16 protein-coding genes, 2 pseudogenes and 1 other annotated feature are annotated in these 16,278 nt (G+C 61.5%); of the genes and pseudogenes, 11 read left to right on the top strand and 7 right to left on the bottom strand.

The genetic code is table 11. From position 1 onward, the window contains the following. Positions 1-40 precede the first annotated feature (40 nt). The 3 genes and pseudogenes from BcanWU425_RS32230 to BcanWU425_RS32225 form a co-directional block, all read left to right on the top strand. Positions 41-459: pseudogene (locus BcanWU425_RS32230) on the top strand (IS3 family transposase); the annotation flags it as partial. Continuing rightward, positions 338-450 (top strand) — a sequence feature (AL1L pseudoknot). (Overlaps the previous pseudogene by 113 nt.) A 124-nt stretch (positions 460-583) precedes the next feature. Continuing rightward, the gene (locus tag BcanWU425_RS37625; RefSeq protein ID WP_245286098.1) at positions 584-706 is read left to right on the top strand and encodes a helix-turn-helix domain-containing protein; all 123 of its coding nucleotides are present in this window, start codon (positions 584-586) and stop codon (positions 704-706) included. Positions 707-994: 288 nt separating this feature from the next. Beyond that, complete coding sequence (locus tag BcanWU425_RS32225; RefSeq protein ID WP_231189033.1) at positions 995-1,210, top strand: hypothetical protein; 216 nt, start codon at positions 995-997, stop codon at positions 1,208-1,210. A gap of 678 nt (positions 1,211-1,888) precedes the next feature. Here BcanWU425_RS32225 and BcanWU425_RS37810 read toward each other — a convergent pair. Further along, on the bottom strand, positions 1,889-2,368 hold the full coding sequence (locus tag BcanWU425_RS37810) for a pyridoxal-phosphate dependent enzyme (protein ID WP_445818635.1): 480 nt from the start codon (positions 2,366-2,368) through the stop codon (positions 1,889-1,891). Between the two features lie 694 nt (positions 2,369-3,062). Between BcanWU425_RS37810 and istA the strand changes: the two genes are divergently transcribed. Further along, positions 3,063-4,595, top strand: a complete 1,533-nt coding sequence (gene istA / locus BcanWU425_RS32215) for an IS21 family transposase (protein ID WP_083843304.1) — start codon at positions 3,063-3,065, stop codon at positions 4,593-4,595. Positions 4,596-4,606: 11 nt separating this feature from the next. Continuing rightward, positions 4,607-5,350: an IS21-like element helper ATPase IstB gene (istB, locus tag BcanWU425_RS32210; protein ID WP_007605871.1), complete on the top strand. Its 744-nt coding sequence runs from the start codon at positions 4,607-4,609 to the stop codon at positions 5,348-5,350. Positions 5,351-6,181: 831 nt separating this feature from the next. Here the strand turns inward: istB and BcanWU425_RS32205 are convergent. Beyond that, complete coding sequence (locus BcanWU425_RS32205) at positions 6,182-6,736, bottom strand: LysE family translocator (protein WP_231190939.1); 555 nt, start codon at positions 6,734-6,736, stop codon at positions 6,182-6,184. Between the two features lie 567 nt (positions 6,737-7,303). Here BcanWU425_RS32205 and BcanWU425_RS32200 point away from each other — a divergent pair. Both BcanWU425_RS32200 and BcanWU425_RS32195 read left to right on the top strand, forming a co-directional pair. Then, positions 7,304-7,522, top strand: coding sequence for a rubredoxin (locus BcanWU425_RS32200; protein ID WP_085357752.1), 219 nt, complete (start codon positions 7,304-7,306; stop codon positions 7,520-7,522). A gap of 62 nt (positions 7,523-7,584) precedes the next feature. Then, the gene (locus tag BcanWU425_RS32195; RefSeq protein WP_231189030.1) at positions 7,585-8,229 is read left to right on the top strand and encodes an FMN-binding negative transcriptional regulator; all 645 of its coding nucleotides are present in this window, start codon (positions 7,585-7,587) and stop codon (positions 8,227-8,229) included. Between the two features lie 281 nt (positions 8,230-8,510). Here BcanWU425_RS32195 and pdxR read toward each other — a convergent pair whose 3' ends face one another. After that, positions 8,511-10,043, bottom strand: a complete 1,533-nt coding sequence (gene pdxR / locus BcanWU425_RS32190) for a MocR-like pyridoxine biosynthesis transcription factor PdxR (protein WP_231189028.1) — start codon at positions 10,041-10,043, stop codon at positions 8,511-8,513. Positions 10,044-10,852: 809 nt separating this feature from the next. Continuing rightward, positions 10,853-11,749, bottom strand: coding sequence for a LysR substrate-binding domain-containing protein (locus BcanWU425_RS32185; RefSeq protein ID WP_231189026.1), 897 nt, complete (start codon positions 11,747-11,749; stop codon positions 10,853-10,855). 110 nt (positions 11,750-11,859) lie between these two features. On the opposite strand from BcanWU425_RS32185, the gene BcanWU425_RS32180 reads away from it, so the two are divergent. The 4 genes and pseudogenes from BcanWU425_RS32180 to BcanWU425_RS32165 form a co-directional block, all read left to right on the top strand. Next, on the top strand, positions 11,860-12,609 hold the full coding sequence (locus tag BcanWU425_RS32180) for an SDR family NAD(P)-dependent oxidoreductase (RefSeq protein ID WP_231189017.1): 750 nt from the start codon (positions 11,860-11,862) through the stop codon (positions 12,607-12,609). A gap of 24 nt (positions 12,610-12,633) precedes the next feature. Then, positions 12,634-13,485: a transketolase gene (locus tag BcanWU425_RS32175; RefSeq protein ID WP_231189015.1), complete on the top strand. Its 852-nt coding sequence runs from the start codon at positions 12,634-12,636 to the stop codon at positions 13,483-13,485. Then, the gene (locus BcanWU425_RS32170) at positions 13,482-14,528 is read left to right on the top strand and encodes a transketolase family protein (protein ID WP_231189013.1); all 1,047 of its coding nucleotides are present in this window, start codon (positions 13,482-13,484) and stop codon (positions 14,526-14,528) included. Before BcanWU425_RS32175 ends, BcanWU425_RS32170 begins: the two co-directional genes overlap by 4 nt. Before the next feature lie 151 nt (positions 14,529-14,679). Continuing rightward, positions 14,680-15,072 (top strand): annotated as a pseudogene (locus BcanWU425_RS32165) (TRAP transporter substrate-binding protein); the annotation flags it as partial. A 226-nt stretch (positions 15,073-15,298) separates the two neighbouring features. On the opposite strand, the gene BcanWU425_RS32160 reads toward BcanWU425_RS32165, so the two are convergent. From BcanWU425_RS32160 to BcanWU425_RS37800, 3 genes are all read right to left on the bottom strand, one after another. After that, entirely contained in the window at positions 15,299-15,727 is a 429-nt protein-coding gene (locus BcanWU425_RS32160) for a hypothetical protein (RefSeq protein ID WP_231189011.1), read from the bottom strand. 16 nt (positions 15,728-15,743) lie between these two features. Further along, entirely contained in the window at positions 15,744-15,944 is a 201-nt protein-coding gene (locus BcanWU425_RS37805) for a hypothetical protein (RefSeq protein ID WP_231189009.1), read from the bottom strand. Positions 15,945-16,083: 139 nt separating this feature from the next. Continuing rightward, on the bottom strand, positions 16,084-16,263 hold the full coding sequence (locus tag BcanWU425_RS37800) for a hypothetical protein (protein ID WP_438744287.1): 180 nt from the start codon (positions 16,261-16,263) through the stop codon (positions 16,084-16,086). Positions 16,264-16,278: the final 15 nt, after the last annotated feature.

The raw sequence follows: 16,278 nt of genomic DNA, 5'->3' as shown, positions 1-16,278 counted from the left end.
ATCTGAACCGCCGCCGCGGATTTGGCGGAGGCTCCAAGTCTTGAGAAGGTGGAGCCATGACAAGCAAGACGACGAGAAATGTTCACCCGAGGCCCGAGCCCGACGGGGTCGTATAGCTCTGTATCAGGCCAACGAGCACAGGTCGCGCTGGACGACGGTGACTTCCATTGCGGCCAAGATTGGCTGCACGCGCAGACCTTGCATGACTGAGTCAAGTAGGTCGAGATCGACAGTGGGCAGCGGGCCGGCGTTCCGACCGAGCTGGCCGAGAAGCCCAAGGCACTGGAACGGAAGAACCGCGAGCTTCGCCAGCAAACGAGAACCTGCGCAAGGCAAGCGCTTATTTTGCGACGGCGGAGCTCGACCGCCGGTCCAAGCCATGATCGCATCGACGATGATCGTGCGGCGCGTGGGGTTGAGCCGATCTGCAAGATGTTGCCGATCGCCCCCTCGACCTACCGCGGAAGCAGATTATTCCCAAAGGCGGGCGACATGCCACCAGCGATGTTCAGATCTTCGGCAGAAGGCGATCTCGGGGCAATAGCTCTCATTGGTAGAGCACGAAGAGATCGCGCCTCTCAAGGTGCAGGGCCAATCGATCCAACAGATTGGACGTCGCCTGGGGCGGGCTGATTCGACAGTCTCGCGTGAACTGCGGCGCAACGGCCGCCCGCGCCGAACCAGAGGGCCATGGCCGCCCATGTGAGGACCATAGCGCCCGCATGAGGCCGGCCCGGCGCTCAGGGAAATGCGAGAGCCCGGAAATCCGAGCCGTACGGGACGATTCCGTCCTCCTCGCAACGAGACGTTTCGAACGCGGCGCGATCGTTTCAAACGCAAGCGCCGCGCGAATTGCGAGGATACCAAGCCGCGTCAAACCATGAATTCACTTCTGCACGCGAGAGGCTTTTAACCGCTCGGCAAATGTGCGCTATACCGAGTGCAAAGAGGGCACTAGCCTTATCGCATTATCCCTCGAAAGGAGAGATGGAGCGTGAGCGAATTTACGGGAGAGGTTCAAGCGAACATGGGCCTGGTCTTGGATCAGGTCTGGGCGGGGCTGCCGAATGGCGGTGACCACGAGAGCCGCCGGTATGTCGCTGAGCAACTGATCCAAGCGGTACGGGCGGGAAAAACGACTCTGGGGGAGCTGACCTCTGCGGGACGTCGCGCTGTCGTCTATCTGAAGAATGCGCCGAAATCAGCCTAGCAGTCCCTTGTTGCCGGCCCGATCTGCCCTGCGTTCGCTCGCAGGCAACCGCTTACCCGACAGACCTCGTGGTGTTAGGGCACATTGACGGGTGGCATGGGCGCCGTCGGGCGCGGCATGAATGCGCTTTGGTGGTGGCCGCGTGCCGCCAATATGATCGCGAAAGCCGTGAGAACGATCAGGAGTCCACGCATATCGACAGATTACTCGGAGAGCTGTATCGCAATTATGAAACGGCTCATAGCCGGTGTGCCGAATCAACAAGAAAACGAAGCTGTTGTATCATTCGATGAGGCGAACGCGGTTGGGCTGCAAAGCGCCAAAGTCATAACGCTTGGTCTTGCGGCAAGACGGCAAAGTCATGCCTTTTGTGCCGAAAACGTGCGTACGGGCCTCGTTGGAAGCAGAAATCTGCGGCGGATTTCAATCGTAGGATCAATCGCTGGATGCCTTCGTTCTTGGCCTTCTCTTGGGCTTTCGTCCCCGTCACGAGTTCACCGAACGGGCCGCGGATCATGAGCGTCTAGGCCTCCAAGCTTCTCCTGACCACTTGCGACAGAGACTGACCCACGAGCTGTTCGTAAGCGCCAGGACGTCGCGCCCTCGGTATTGATGAGGAAGACCCGTGCGTCAGGTTCAAGACCAGTCAAGCGCGCGAGGTCGAATCGGCCGCAACTTTCAGCAACCCTGCCAACCAACCCCGCCACTTTCGCCTGCAACGATAGCCGGATCACCGTCCCGGGGATTGGCCAAACGGTTCATAATCCCGACGGCCTCCTCGTCATCGACAATCATAAAAGCGTCGGCTGCGCGCGAAAGGATGCGCCAAGCGACGAGCGAAGGTTCGTAGCACTCGAGCATCGCCATCACCGTCGGCTGCCCATGAGCTACCTTGACGCGATGCCAGGTTCGAGCGCTTTCAAACAGGCACGCTGCGCGCGATGGATCGACAACCGTGAAGAACGGGCGATTATTATCACCTAACAACACCGAAAAATGTCCGGCGACCGCTGCGGCAAGTCCACCGACTCCTGCCTGGACGAAGACGTGGGTCGGAGGTTCGGGCAACTGTCGTAGTGCTTCAGTCAGGAGCGCGGTATATCCCTGCATTACCAGACCAGGAATACGCTCGTAGCCCGGCCAGGACGTGTCAGACACCGTGATCCAGCCGTTGTCTGCGGCAACTCAGGATGCTTCGGCAACGGAGTCGGCGCTGACGCGGATCATCTGCGCGCCATGTCAGACGATTGCTGCGCTACGCTGATCGCTGACGCCCGAGTGAATGAATATAGCGCAGTTCGCCCCCACTAGCTGAGCGCCCTAACGCTACGGAGCTGCCATGACTGCCGTCCGTGGCGCAGGATACCGTCATCCCCCCTGCTACGGCCTTCACCTCAGGTGCGTGAAGCTCCGAGATGTCAACAGCCCTGCCGAGGCGCGGAGTTGCTGCTTCTAAGACGAGCCGGATGACGGCATAGGAGCCGGCCAAAGCCTTAACTGCCAAGGCCGCGTCGGTGACCTCGTCCTTGACTTGGATCGAGCCCACGCCAATCTCGTTGGCGAGGCTCGGCAAAGAAATCGGCGGTGTTTCCTTGTGGGCATTGCGATATCTAAGAAACCGCTCAACCTCGCACGCAGCTTCGCAATTCTGCGGATTCCGATCGATGTCGCCCAGGATTCCGAGATGATCTCGCCCACCATTCCGATTTGAAGTCGCCCACCCGTTCCGAAATGATGTCGCCCACCATTCCGGGATGATGTCGCCCGGGTGACGAGGCCTCTTCTGGCTCCCATAGGGTCAACTCTTTCGGCTTTGCGAAGGGGACCCTGGATGCCGACGGAGAGGCTTGCGATGCGCCGTGTGCGCGATGTGATCAGAATGAAGGCGGCCGGGCTGCCGAGCCGCGAGATTGCGCGACGGGTGGGCGCGGCGCCCTCGACGGTGCGCCTGGCGCTCCGGCGGTTCGAGGCCGCGGGCTTGAGCTGGCCGTTGCCAGACGACGTCACCGACACGGTTCTGGAACTTCGCCTGTTCGCGAAGACCGGCAATGGCAACCGTCAGGGTCACCGCCGCATCGCCGAGCCCGACTGGGCGACCGTGCACCGCGAGCTCAAACGCAAGCACGTGACGCTGTCGATCCTGTGGGAGGAATATATCGCCACCGAGCCCGGCGGATACCGGTACTCGCGCTTCTGTGAGCTCTACCGCGCCTGGGAGGGCCGCCTGTCGGTGACGATGCGCCAGGCCCATGCGGCCGGCGACAAGTTGTTCGTCGACTATGCCGGCGATGGCGTGCCGGTGGTGGTCGACCGCCTGACCGGTGAGCGCAGAACGGCGCAGATCTTCGTCGCCGTGCTCGGCGCATCGAGCTTCACCTACGCGCAGGCGACGTGGACGCAGGGGCTCGCCGACTGGATCAGCGCCCATGTTGGCGCCTTCGCGGCGATCGGCGGCATACCGGCGCTGGTGGTGCCCGACAACACCAAGGTCGCGGTCATTAAGGCGAGCCTGTACGACCCGCAGATCAATCGTACCTACGCGGAGATGGCGGCGCATTACGGCACCGCCATCTTGCCGGCGCGGCCGCGCAAGCCGCGCGACAAGGCCAAGGTCGAGCAGGCCGTCCTCATCGTCGAGCGCTGGCTGCTCGGCCGCCTGCGCCATCGCACCTTCTACAGCCTGGCCGAGGTCAATGCGGCGATCGGCGAACTGCTCACGAGGCTGAATGAGGAACGGCCGATCCGGCGGCTCGGCGTGACACGCCGCCGGTTGCTCGAGGAGGTCGACCGGCCGGCGCTCAAGCCATTGCCGGCGTCCCCCTATGTCCTCGCCGAGTGGCGGATCCGCCGCGTCAGTCTCGATTACCACGTCGAGGTGGAGAAGCATTACTACAGCGTTCCGCATCGCTTCGCCCGCGCCGAGGTCGAGGTGCGGTTCACGGCCCGTACCGTCGAGATCTTCCACAAGGGCGAGCGGATCGCCGCGCATCAGCGCATGAGCGGCAATCACAAACACACCACCGTGCCGGAGCACATGGCCTCCAGCCATCGGCGCTACGCCGGCTGGACCATCGCGCGTATCCGCCAGGACGCCGCCGCGATCGGGCCGGCGACCAGCGCGTTGTGCGACCTCATTCTCGACGAGCGCTCGCACCCCGAGCAAGGCTTCCGCGCCTGCCTCGGCATCCTCAGGCTCGCCGCCTCCTATGGGCGCGAACGGCTGGACGCCGCGGCTGCGCGGGCAATCGACATCGGCGCGCGCACCTATGGCTCGGTCAAGTCGATCCTCGCCAACAATCTCGATCGGCGTTCTGCTCACCAGCGTTCCGCGGACGATGCGCCGATCCTGCATGCCAACATCCGCGGACCGCGCTACTACAATTAGGAGATCATCCCTTGCTCACCCATCCGACCCTCGACCGCCTCAACGCCCTCGGCCTCCACGGCATGGCCAAGGCCTTCGCCGACATCGAAGCCACCGGTGAGGCCGCAAGCCTCGGTCACACCGAATGGCTTGCGCTGCTGCTCGAACGTGAAGCCTCGCTGCGGCACGACAAACGGCTCGCCACTCGCCTGCGCTACGCCAAGCTGCGCCAGCAGGCGTGCGTCGAGGACATCGACTACCGCACCCCGCGCGGTCTCGACCGCCCGCTGTTCGCTAAGCTTGTCGAGGGCCGCTGGATCGACGACCACGTCAATCTCCTGATCTGCGGCCCGGCCGGCGTTGGCAAGAGTTGGCTCGCCTCGGCGCTCGGCCACAAGGCCTGTCGCGACAATCGCTCCGTGCTCTATCAGCGCGTCCCGCGACTGTTCGACGATCTGGCGCTCGCCCGCGGCGACGGCCGCCATCCACGCCTGTTGCGCGGCCTTGGCCGTGTCGATCTGCTGATCCTCGATGATTGGGGACTCGAGCCGCTCGACGCCGGTGCCCGTCACGACCTCCTGGAAATCCTCGAAGATCGCTACGGCCATCGCTCCACCATCGTCACCAGCCAGCTCCCCGTGGACCAGTGGCATCTGCTCATTGGAGATCCCACCTATGCCGACGCCGTGCTCGATCGCCTCGTCCACAATGCCCATCGGCTCGACCTCACCGGTGAGAGCCTGCGCCGAACCCGGCAATCCGCCCGAAAGACCTGAGCCCGTGGCGCTGTGGACATGCCGCTGCGCTTGGACAACGCAATCGCGTTGCCCACATGCCCACAGCAACTGCAGAAGAAGAAAAACAGGTTGAAGTCGCGATTCCAGATTGACCACGCGGCTTGACCGATGCCAGAGAACCAGCCGGCCAGAACGCCTCGCCGCTGGGCGAGATCAAATCGGAAAGGTGGGCGACATCGTCTCGGAATCCACGGGCGACTTCATATCGGTACGCCTGGGCGACTTCGTCGGAATCCGCAGCAATTCAGCATGTTGGAATCCGCACCATCCAAAGGCGCCCGGTGGTCAGTGCGATGGTTAAGAAGCAACGTCGTTCGAGTTCCTGGGGCGCAGATCTAAGCATGCGGCGATGCGCTTGTCGAAACACTGGCGGGAATCGCAGCGATGTCACGCCTTCTCGCTAATCCGCAGGAAATGGGAGGCCGCTCTCGATGAAGACCCTGACGGTGCTCAGGATCGGGCGGGTGATCCCTGATAGAGAAAAAACCGGCGGGAGGGCGTTGCGGGCATCGCTCACCCGTTCCGCGCTGCACTCCTCGTTTCGAACTCGAGGAAGGATGACGATTTCTAGGCCGTGGACACGAACTCGGTTCTCATCACGTATCCAGATCCACCAGCACGAGAGCAAAGGAGGCAGCAGAGGCAAGCGCGTTGGATTGCAGTGGCGGGCCTTGGTCCCCGGCCGCTTGATACGTGCCTTCATGTTCTGCCGGCCCGGACGGCCAAAGCGCGGCCGAAGTCGAACCAGCATGTGAAGCAAGGACGTCCGGCGGCAAGGCGTCCTTCGTAGCCGAATGGAGACCCTGCGCGCTATTCGAGCGCGGAAGTTCGGCAGCGGTGAACTCGTGCGGCGTGCGAAGAGTAACGTCGGCCCCAGCCCGCAGATGATGGCGCGCGCTTAACAAAGAATGAAGGCCTTTTTGCAAAGCCATCCCTCGTCTTCGGAGCCCAATAGGTCACAATCAGGTCTACGCTCGTGTTGAGTCCGACCGAAATGAGCCCAGGACGATGAACTGCATGCTGACACTCCCAGATGGGTCGACGAGTTGCGGGATGAACACGAGAAAGCATTCGGCTGTCTTGGGGTTCAGCGCCTCTACGACGATGCCCTGGCGAAAAGCAGAAATGCGCATCTGTCATCTGCAATTCTATCGAATCGACGCTTGCCTCGCGCCACGCCTTGATCCCGAGCCAGATGAGATATAGGCCTCCGGCGATCTTTAGCAAGGTGAACGCTTGCGCGCTTGCGACAACACGGCCAGACAGACCGACGGCGCCGCCGAAAACGTGGACAAGCCCTCCGGTACCCAGGCCAACGCTCGATGCGAGCCCTTCACTTCTGCCGCCAGCAAGCGTCCGGGCCACAATATAGAAGAGACCCGGGCGCGGCGTAACCACCACAAACCATGCCACGCCAGGAACAAAAAAACGTATGCGAGTCGAACATCGAGCCCGTTAGACTGGCGTTCGTGGCTCCAATCTTCGTGCATGATGGCTAGACCCGTTTCACGCCTGAGTGCAATTGCAGAAAGCTCAGGACTGCAGCGGCCGTGTGGCTCGCTGCAAAGCCATTTGTAACGCCGCCGGCCGGCTGCTGGACGGTTCTGGCTCATTTGCGCTCTTATCGGAAGTGATGGAATGCACAGCCGACGCCTCGCAGGCCTTTGCGCCGATGAAAGCGGCGGCGCGTGGCTGAGGGACCAAAGGCTTCGCGGTCATGGCTGTCCAACAGTCGGATGACCCATTTCGGCTGCTCGAAGAAGGAATGCACTTCTTCTCTGAGAGATCTTCCTACTGCCGGGTTCACGGCCTTGACCAAAACCAGAGGACGTCAATCTGGTACAGCAAGAATGCCGCAGACTGGCTCTATGGAATGAACCAGTTCTGGCCTACATCCGTCTCATGAATGCTCCACAGCATAGGAGACCCGAGATGAGCAATGAAAGCGCTCACCTGCACTCTGAAACAGCGATCGGCGCACCGGTTTACAAGACCTGGATGTGCGCGCTCTGCGGGGTTGTTTACAGCGAGCGGGAGGGATGGCCGGACGAGGGCATTCCGCCGGGCACTCGCTGGGAAGACGTCCCCGACGAGTGGATCTGCCCCGATTGCGGCGCAGACAAGAGTGAATTCCAGATGACCGAGGTCTGAACGAAATCCCGTTGATGCCGCGAGCAGCGTGCGCGGCATTCATCAATTGCCAGGGAGCTAGCATGTACGTCCCCCCACATTTCGCCGAGTCGCGCCCCGAGGCGCTTCACGATCTCATCAACAAAAATCCTCTCGGCATCCTCTTTACCAACGGGAAGAGCGGGCTCGACGCAAATCACCTACCTTTCGAGTTGCATGAGAAGGAAGGGCAGCAGGGCGTGCTTCATTCACATGTGGCTCGCGCAAATCCCATTTGGCAGGATATCCCCACGGGGAACCAGGTGCTGATCGTATTCCGCGCCGGGGATGCCTACATCGCGCCGAACTGGTATCCCAGCAAGGTCGAGTTCAAGAAGCAGGTCCCGTCCTGGAACTATATGGTGGCTCATGTGTACGGACGCGTGACGATCCGCGACGATGAGCGTTACGTTCGTGGCATGGTCGCGCGGCTGACGCGCATCCATGAGGCGAAGCAGGCCGATCCTTGGAAGATGACTGACAGTCCCAAGGACTACATCGACATGATGCTCAAGATGATCGTCGGAATCGAGATCGAGATCACACGACTCGTTGGCAAGTCGAAGCTTAGTCAGAATAAAGAGGACCGGGACATTCTCGGTGCAGGGAACGCGCTCAAGGCCCAGGGCAAGGATGTGATCGGCGATGCAATGCTGGCCGCCGCTGTGGCCAAAGCGGAGCAGGCCTGACTCATATCCGACGGAGCGACACGCTCGGAGAAATCGTGGCGCAACGCCCTACTTGTGATCCTCGGGTATGGCGGGGCCAAACCCATCGGCGGCCCTGCGCAAGCATGGATAATCTCATTCGCCCTACGATCGTCTGCCGCTGGCGAAAGCTGTAGTTGGACTCAAAAACTGGAGATCAGTGCGCGTTCTTCCCCGCGCGCTGCGGAGCACTCCAACCCAATCTTCAAGTTAGGGCGAGCGCCGATTGCCGCGAAAGAGACCTGAGCGCGGCCATCCAGATATTATCTGGCAGTTTCCATCCGTGGGCGCTTGGACAGTTTGGCCTTTCTGTTCGCGCGGACCGATGCCTCAAGGACACCTTTCAGGCGGACTGCGGCCGCCTGCAATTCCGCGACGGAAAAGCCGCCGAAGCCGAGCATTAGACCGAACCGAGCAGGCGCATTTTGGTACATGGGCGAGATCGGTCGCACAACCAGCCCGGCCTTGTGTGCTTGCTCGGCAAGCTTGACGTCGTCGAGGCCGGCAGGAAGCCAAAGCACCAGGTGCATACCTTGGTCGCTGGGTTGGAGCGCTGTCCAGGACGGCAGCTCCGTCTCAATGGCGGAGATCAGGGCCACGCGCCGTTCTGCGTAAGCGCCCCGGATGCGCCGTATGTGAGCTTCGAAATAGCCCTCGCGCATATATTGCGCGAGCATATATTGATCGGCTGTCGGAGAATGGCGGTCAATAAGAGCACGGGCGCCCGCGAACGCATCCACCAGCGGAAGGGGAACGATGGCGTATCCGATCCGCATGGATGAAAACAGCACTTTGCTCATCGTCCCGAGATAGACGACACGTGTAGGATCGAGTCCCTGCAGGGACGGAAATGGATGTCCCGCGTAGCGAAGTTCGCTGTCGTAATCGTCCTCGACAATCCAGGCATTGTTTTGACGGGCCCAGGACAGCAGAGCCGTGCGTCTCCCCATGCTCATCGGCATGCCGAGCGGATATTGATGCGATGGCGTAACGAACGCGACCCGAGCCTTCGGGCATCGGACGAGACCTTCGTGGACGTCGATGCCCTGCGCGTCGACGGGAATGCGAGAGGTCTGGACGTTGAAGTTTCCGAGAACCGCGACAATACCGGGATAGGCGGGGTCTTCCGCCCATACTGCGTCTCCGTCCGCAAGAAGAACGGTTGCAGCCAGAAAAAGACCCTGCTGCGTACCCGCCGTGATCACGACTTGGCCGGCCTCGCATTTCACTCCACGGGCTTTACGAACGTAGTCAGTAATCGCGAGCCGCAAATCAGGCAATCCTTTCGGGTCGATGTATCCCGACGGGGCAGCCACGCGCAGCGCTCGGACGCGATTACCGAGACGGCGCCACTTGTCATCCGGGGCGACCGCGCCTGCCGGATGAGCGATTGCAAATGGCGCCGTCCCTTGCGGCCGAAGAGCTTGCGCGACCTCTGCAAGACGGGCGACGTTCTCCCGCAACACAGGGCCGATCCGCGGCGGCGCAATGAATGCCTGCGGTGGGCTGACGAGTTCGCGACCGCCGTTGACGTTGGCGACGATCGTGCCGCCTCTGGCGCGCGCCTCGAGGTAGCCTTCCGCATGTAGCTGACCGAACGCCTCAATGACCGTACCCCTCGCGAGTTGGAGCGATGCCGCGAGGGCGCGGGTGGACGGCAGCCGTTCGCCCGGCTTCAACATCCCGTTTGATATCGCCTCGCGAAGTGCCTGTGTAAGTTGTTGTCCGACCCGGCCTGCGGCCTTGTCGAGAGAGCCCAGCGAGGGAATTGCGATGATGTTTCGGCGCCTTGCCATTGCCGTTCTGGTCTACCTGTCCGCTCGTACTTTGAAGTCCAGAATAGACCAACTCTGTGAGTCATTGAAAGAAATCGTCACATACCGCTCTACCGCTCGGTTTCGACATCCAACCCGCCGAGCAGCGATGGCCTTGCGGGTCAACGACCATTTCCCCACGACGTAGGTAGCTCGGCCCGAGGCCGTGGAAGATCGCCTCGTTGAATCGACGGGCTGAGCATCTTCGTTGTTGAGAGGCTATCCAGTTTCGAAGCCCGTCGAGAGTGTGAAATCCATCGGCCGCGTAGCAGCGGACGTCCGGAAGGAAAGCCTGCATCAATTCGGCGAGCGCATGTCCCGGATCGAGGTCCAAGCACCCTGCTGGCCCTCAGCTCTGCCAGGGCCTCCGGGGTCCCGACCGCTCGATCAGGCGCGCGAGCTGCAAAGTGAGCTTCACTGTTGCATCGCTTGCGGAGAAGATGCGCTCGCCGTCGCCTCCTGCGATCAGAATCCGCTGGCTTTCGATCGGCCTCGCGCCTGCTGGCGGCGAGCGCCTCTTGCAAGGGTTTGCGGGCGCGCGCGAGCCGTGACGTGCGGGAAGTGATCTCAATGCGTGTCTATATGTTGAAGGCGGCTGCGGCGCTCAGGCGCTACATCGATGATCGCCTTGTACAGATGGATCGGCGAGCATCAGCGATAGCTCCCTACCAGATCAATGAAGAATGCATGATCTGAGGTTCTCCGCAGGCGCGGACGCCCCCGCGGCGAGGGTTGCTGTTCGGCGCCAAGCAGAGGTTTGCCCTGAACCAAGCTCCAGCCAGACCTGCAGTTCATTGCGAGGAGCGGGCGTCTTCACCGTCGAGCTGAGCCAGCAGCCAGTCTGCAAACGCTCGTACGGCCGATCTTTGTCGGCTGGCGCGCGGATAGATGAGACGGTGACCGACGTAACTGATATCGGTCGCACGTCCCGCCAATGGGGCAACCAATCGCCCATTGGCCAGTTCAAGCTGGGCCAGGAGGGTTGATTCCAACGCCACTCCCAATCCCTCCGCAGCGGTCGCAATTGCAAGAAAGCTCCGATCGAACCTCATGCCGTTGAGCGCGGGGGCTTCCAATCCGTTGGCAGCGAACCATTGATGCCACTGCACCTGCTTCACGTCTGAGCGGATGAGCGTCTGATCGAGGAGATCAGCGGCCTTCCTTATCGATTTTGCGAGCGAGGGAGAGCAGAGCGGCGTGACCGTCTCCTCTGGTAGTGGAACAATCTCGACGCCTTCCGCGCGCGGCGGACCGTAGACGATGTCGATATCGAAATCATCGTTGCTGAAGCGCGCATAATCCGTGCTTGCGGCCAGTCGAACCTCGAGCTTCGGGTAAGCAGCGAGAAACTGCGCAAGCCGTGGCGCCAGCCATTGCGCAGCAAAACTTGGGGCGGAATGGACGCGCACCAGTTGTGGGCCGCGGGCGGCGACTTCTTCAAGCCCGCGGCGGAGCTGATCGAACGCCGCCCCGGTGTGACGCCTCAGATTTTCGCCGGCTGGCGTGAGCCGCACAGATCGCGCGCTGCGCTCGAACAGAACGGTCCGAAGCGTGGCCTCCAGCTTGCGAATCGCGTGACTGACGGCGCTCGGCGTCAGGTGAAGCTCATTCGCCGCATCGCGAAACGATCCGGTCCGGGCTGCGGCTTCAAAGGCACGAATTGAGGATATCGGGATCTTCGAGAGCATTCGATAAGTGAACCAGATTCATCGATCCGTGACAACTGCGCGTTTGTAGGGCCGGCCTCCGCAGGTCATTCCTAAATCCAGCAAGGAAGAACAATTTGCGGGAGGAATTGATGCTGCTCAGCGGTAAGACGGCAATCATTTCGGGCGCGGCCTCGCCGCGGGGCATCGGGCTCGCAACCGCCCGGCGGTTCGCCGCCGAGGCCGCTCGGGTGGCCATTCTGGATATCGACGCGGGCGCCGCGGCGGAAGCTGCGGCATCGCTTGGAAAGTCCCACATTGGACTGGCGTGCAACGTCGCCGACAAATCGCTCTGCGAACAGGCAGTCACCCGTGTGATCGAAACCTTCGCAGGCATCGATATCCTGATCAACAATGCCGGGATCACCCAGCCCGTCAAGTTCCTGGACATTTCGCCGGCCGATTGGGATCGAATTCAGGACGTCAATCTCAAGGGTATCCTGTTTCTGTCCCAGGCGGTGATCCCGCATATGCGCGCACGGAAGTCCGGGTCGATCGCGTGCATGTCGTCCGTCTCGGCCCAGCGCGGTGGTGGAATTTTTGGCGGGCCACACTACTCGGCTGCGAAAGCAGGGGTCCTTGGCCTCGCCAAGGCGATGGCGCGGGAGTTCGGCCCTGACGGGATTCGCGTCAACTGCGTTACGCCCGGCCTGATCGGCACGGATATTACGGCAGGCAAGCTGAATGATGAAATGAGAGCGAAAATTCTGGAAGGCATTCCGCTCAATCGCCTCGGCACGGCAGAAGATGTCGCCGGTATCTACACCTTCCTGGCCTCGGACCTATCTGCCTACGTCACGGGTGCCGTGATCGACGTCAACGGCGGCATGCTTATCCACTGAGCCAGCGAGATAAGGTCCAGATCGATGGAAACGCCCACCAATGCGCTTATCAACGCGCCCAAGCTAGCGGACCGCGCCTACAACATCCGCCGCAATGCGCTGCGCATGGGCGAAGTCCAGGGGCAGGGTTATATCGCGCAGGCGCTCGACATCTCCGATGTTCTCGCCGTGGCCTATTTCCACGCCATGCGTTACCGGCCTGAAGACCCGTCCTGGGAGGGCCGGGACCGCTTTCTGCTCTCCAACGGACATTATGCCATCGCACTCTACGCAGCTTTGATCGAGGCGGGAATTGTCCCGGAGGAAGAACTCGAAACCTATGGCAGCGACGAGAGCCGCCTGCCGATGTCGGGCATGGCCTCCTACACGCCCGGAATGGAAATGTCGGGCGGATCGCTCGGACTTGGGCTGAGCATTGCCGTCGGCATGAGCCTAGGACTCAAGCGCAAGAGATCCGAGGCACAGGTATACACGTTGTTTTCCGATGGCGAACTCGACGAAGGCTCCGTCTGGGAAGCGATCCAGTCGGCAGGCCACTACAAGCTCGACAATCTGATCGGCATCGTCGACGTCAACAATCAGCAGGCGGATGGTCCTTCCACGCAGGTTATGGCCTTCGAGCCGCTGGTCGACAAGCTTCGGGCCTTCGGCTGGTTCGTGCAGCGGATCGACGGCAACGATCTCGATGCCGTACTTACCGCGTTCGACGCCGCCAAGTCCCATCCCGAGCCCAAGCCGAGGATGATCGTCGCCGACACTCTGATGGGGAAGGGCGTTCCTTTCCTGGAGCAGCGCGAGAAGAATTATTTCATCCGCGTCGAGCAGCACGAATGGCAGCTCGCGCTTGCCGCGCTGGAAGCTGGGAGGCAGGCATGAGGACCATCAGATCAGCACCGCAGCCGCGCAAGCCGCGCCTGACCACCTCCGCCATGATCGCATCGATCGCTTCTGAAAGACAGAAGACGAAACCGGCGCCCTTTGGACATGCGCTCGTCGAGCTCGCCCGCAGCCGCCCTGAGGTTGTCGGCATGACGGCCGATCTGGGCAAATACACCGATCTACACATCTTCGCGAAGGAATTTCCGGACCGTTATTATCAGATGGGCATGGCCGAGCAGCTTCTGTTCGGCGCTGCGTCGGGCCTTGCCGCCGAAGACTTCATGCCGTTCGCGACCACTTACGCCGTGTTCGCATCGCGACGGGCTTACGACTTCATACACCAGACGATCGCGGAGGAAGATCGCAACGTGAAGATCGTCTGCGCGCTGCCGGGGCTGACCTCGGGCTATGGCCCGAGCCATCAGGCCGCAGAAGATGTCGCCCTGTTTCGCGCGATGCCGAATATGACGGTCATCGATCCCTGCGATGCTCACGAAATCGAGCAGCTGGTGCCCGCCATCGCGGCCCATCACGGGCCTGTCTACACCCGCCTGCTGCGCGGCCAGGTGCCGCTCGTGCTGGACGAATATGATTACAAATTCGAGCTCGGCAGGGCCAAGCTGATTCGTGACGGGAAGGACGCCCTGGTCATCTCATCCGGCATCATGACCATGCGTGCGCTCGAGGCGGCGCAAACCTTGAAGGGCGACAGCATCGACACTGCGGTGCTGCATGTTCCAACCATCAAGCCGCTCGACACTGAGACGATCTTGCGTGAATCCGGCAAATCGGGCCGTCTTGTCGTCGTTGCCGAGAACCACACGTCGATTGGCGGCCTTGGCGAGGCAATTGCCGCGGTTCTAACGCGTTCAGGCGTTCATCCGCGTTTCCGCCAGATCGCATTGCCGGACGAATTTCTTGACGCTGGCGCACTTCCGACACTGCACGACCGCTACGGGATTTCTACCGCAGAGGTCGCAAGGCAGATCAAGCAGTGGCTTGCACCGGCGCTAAGCGCCAATCCAGCCAAGTCCTTGTGAGGAGCTACACCCGTCGCATGTTGCGGCGGCGAGCGATGACTCTTGCCTACATGCCGGCGGTCGAGAGCGGTGAACCAAGAGACGCGAAAGCTGCACGCCAGCGCAGGCTGATGCTGTCGGCACCAACGTCAATGCAGGATCAGGAGGAAACATGATTGTCTCGAAGCCCGGAAGGATGAGCCGCCGTACGCTATTGATGGCAGCCACGGCCGTACCTCTCTGCGGGATTCTTACTCGTCCGGCTTCCGCAGCCGAGTTCGTTTACAAGTTTGCGACCGGGCAGGATCCGACCCACCCCGTGAATATCCGGGCCCAAGAGGCGATCGACCGATCCGCGAAGCGACGAGCGCGGGCTGGAGATCAGGCTGTTTCCGGCCAATCAGCTCGGCTCCGACACCGAACTCCTGACCAGGTACGCAGCAGCGTGAGTTCTTCAACCAACCGTCCTCGATCCTTGCCACCCTGGTGCCGAGCGCGGGCATGCACCGTCTTCGCATTCGCCGATTACGACAGCGTGTGGAAAGCGATGGACGGCAAACTCGGCACCTAAGGAATTCCGGTCATTGCCCGTCACGACGACATGCTTCCTTTTGCGAGCTTTATTGTCCCGAGGATGCGCTTTGGGTCTCCCTTTTCGCGGATGAGAACCAGCCCGTCGTCGTCAAGACACTCAAGCGGACCGCGGCGATCGGCAGCTATCGCCGAGCTGTCGGCTGGACCCATGAGACGCGGGGTCGGCGCGGCATCGACAGGAGCTATCTACTTTTTGGTCAATGAGTTGGGCTGCCGCCACTCCCTGCCCACTTAAGATGCATGCGTTCGCGGGCTTCGCGGCGACGCTGGCGCCGTTCGCGTCGGCGCTTCGCTCGCTCTGCCGGCAGCGGCAAGGATGGCACTGGTGGCCCGGCCGTTTCGACCGGCACCTTCTCGACCGGCTCGTGTTCGGTCCGGCGCGCCTCCATGGATTCGAGCACGGCTCGTCCCTTCACAGTAATCCTCCAGCCGCCTTTTTGACGCTCGACGAGGCCGTCCGAAAAAATGTCGAGCTCGGGTACGCGCGTTGCCATCCGCTTGGTGCGCTCGGCCCATTCCGGGCCGCTGGTCGCCAGGATGGCCATGTCGCGCTTGAGGTCCGCCATCACGGCGAATCCATCCGGATAACTCACCAGGATCTTCAAGACCGTGACCTGGAAATTCACTGCGCACCTCGCCTGATCAACGCCACATCCTCGGCGCTTGTGTCAGGGCTTTCCGGCCAATCTGCCGCAGCTCGTCCGGTGTCGTTTCGCCGGTCTTTGCGGTTCCGAGGATCTTGCAGGCCACATGGGTGCGAGCGCCCGTCTCGTCGCGGGCTAGCTTTTCGCAGACCTCGTCAAGTACCGCTCGCAATAGAGCGGTTGTAGCTTGTTCAAACATGGGTGCGCCCCTTGGAAAGCCCGATCCTACCGCAAGTCTTTCCATTTTGGGATTCATGAATGTGAACTAATGAACTCTGCCGCACTGCACACGACCTGCGCCTGCGCCCCTCCTGAAATCCTGCTCGAAACTGCGCCTCTCAAATCGGCCAGGCCGAGTTGCGGCTCACCTGCCCCTCACCGTGGGGCGAGGACAACGATACTCCGAGAAGCCGAACCGGCTTTGGAGCAGGCATCTCGTTTTGAAGCAGCGCGATCGAGAAGTGTTCGAGCTCGCTGTGGTTCGACTTCGCGATCGGCATGGACCTGCTGCGCGTGATGATGTCAAAATCGTT

It is taken from the genome of Bradyrhizobium sp. WU425, from assembly GCF_021052305.1.
GTDB classification, from domain to species: Bacteria; Pseudomonadota; Alphaproteobacteria; order Rhizobiales; family Xanthobacteraceae; genus Bradyrhizobium; species Bradyrhizobium canariense_D.
The sequence above is the reverse complement of the archived record's forward strand: the minus strand, read 5'-3'. Positions and strand labels throughout refer to the sequence as shown.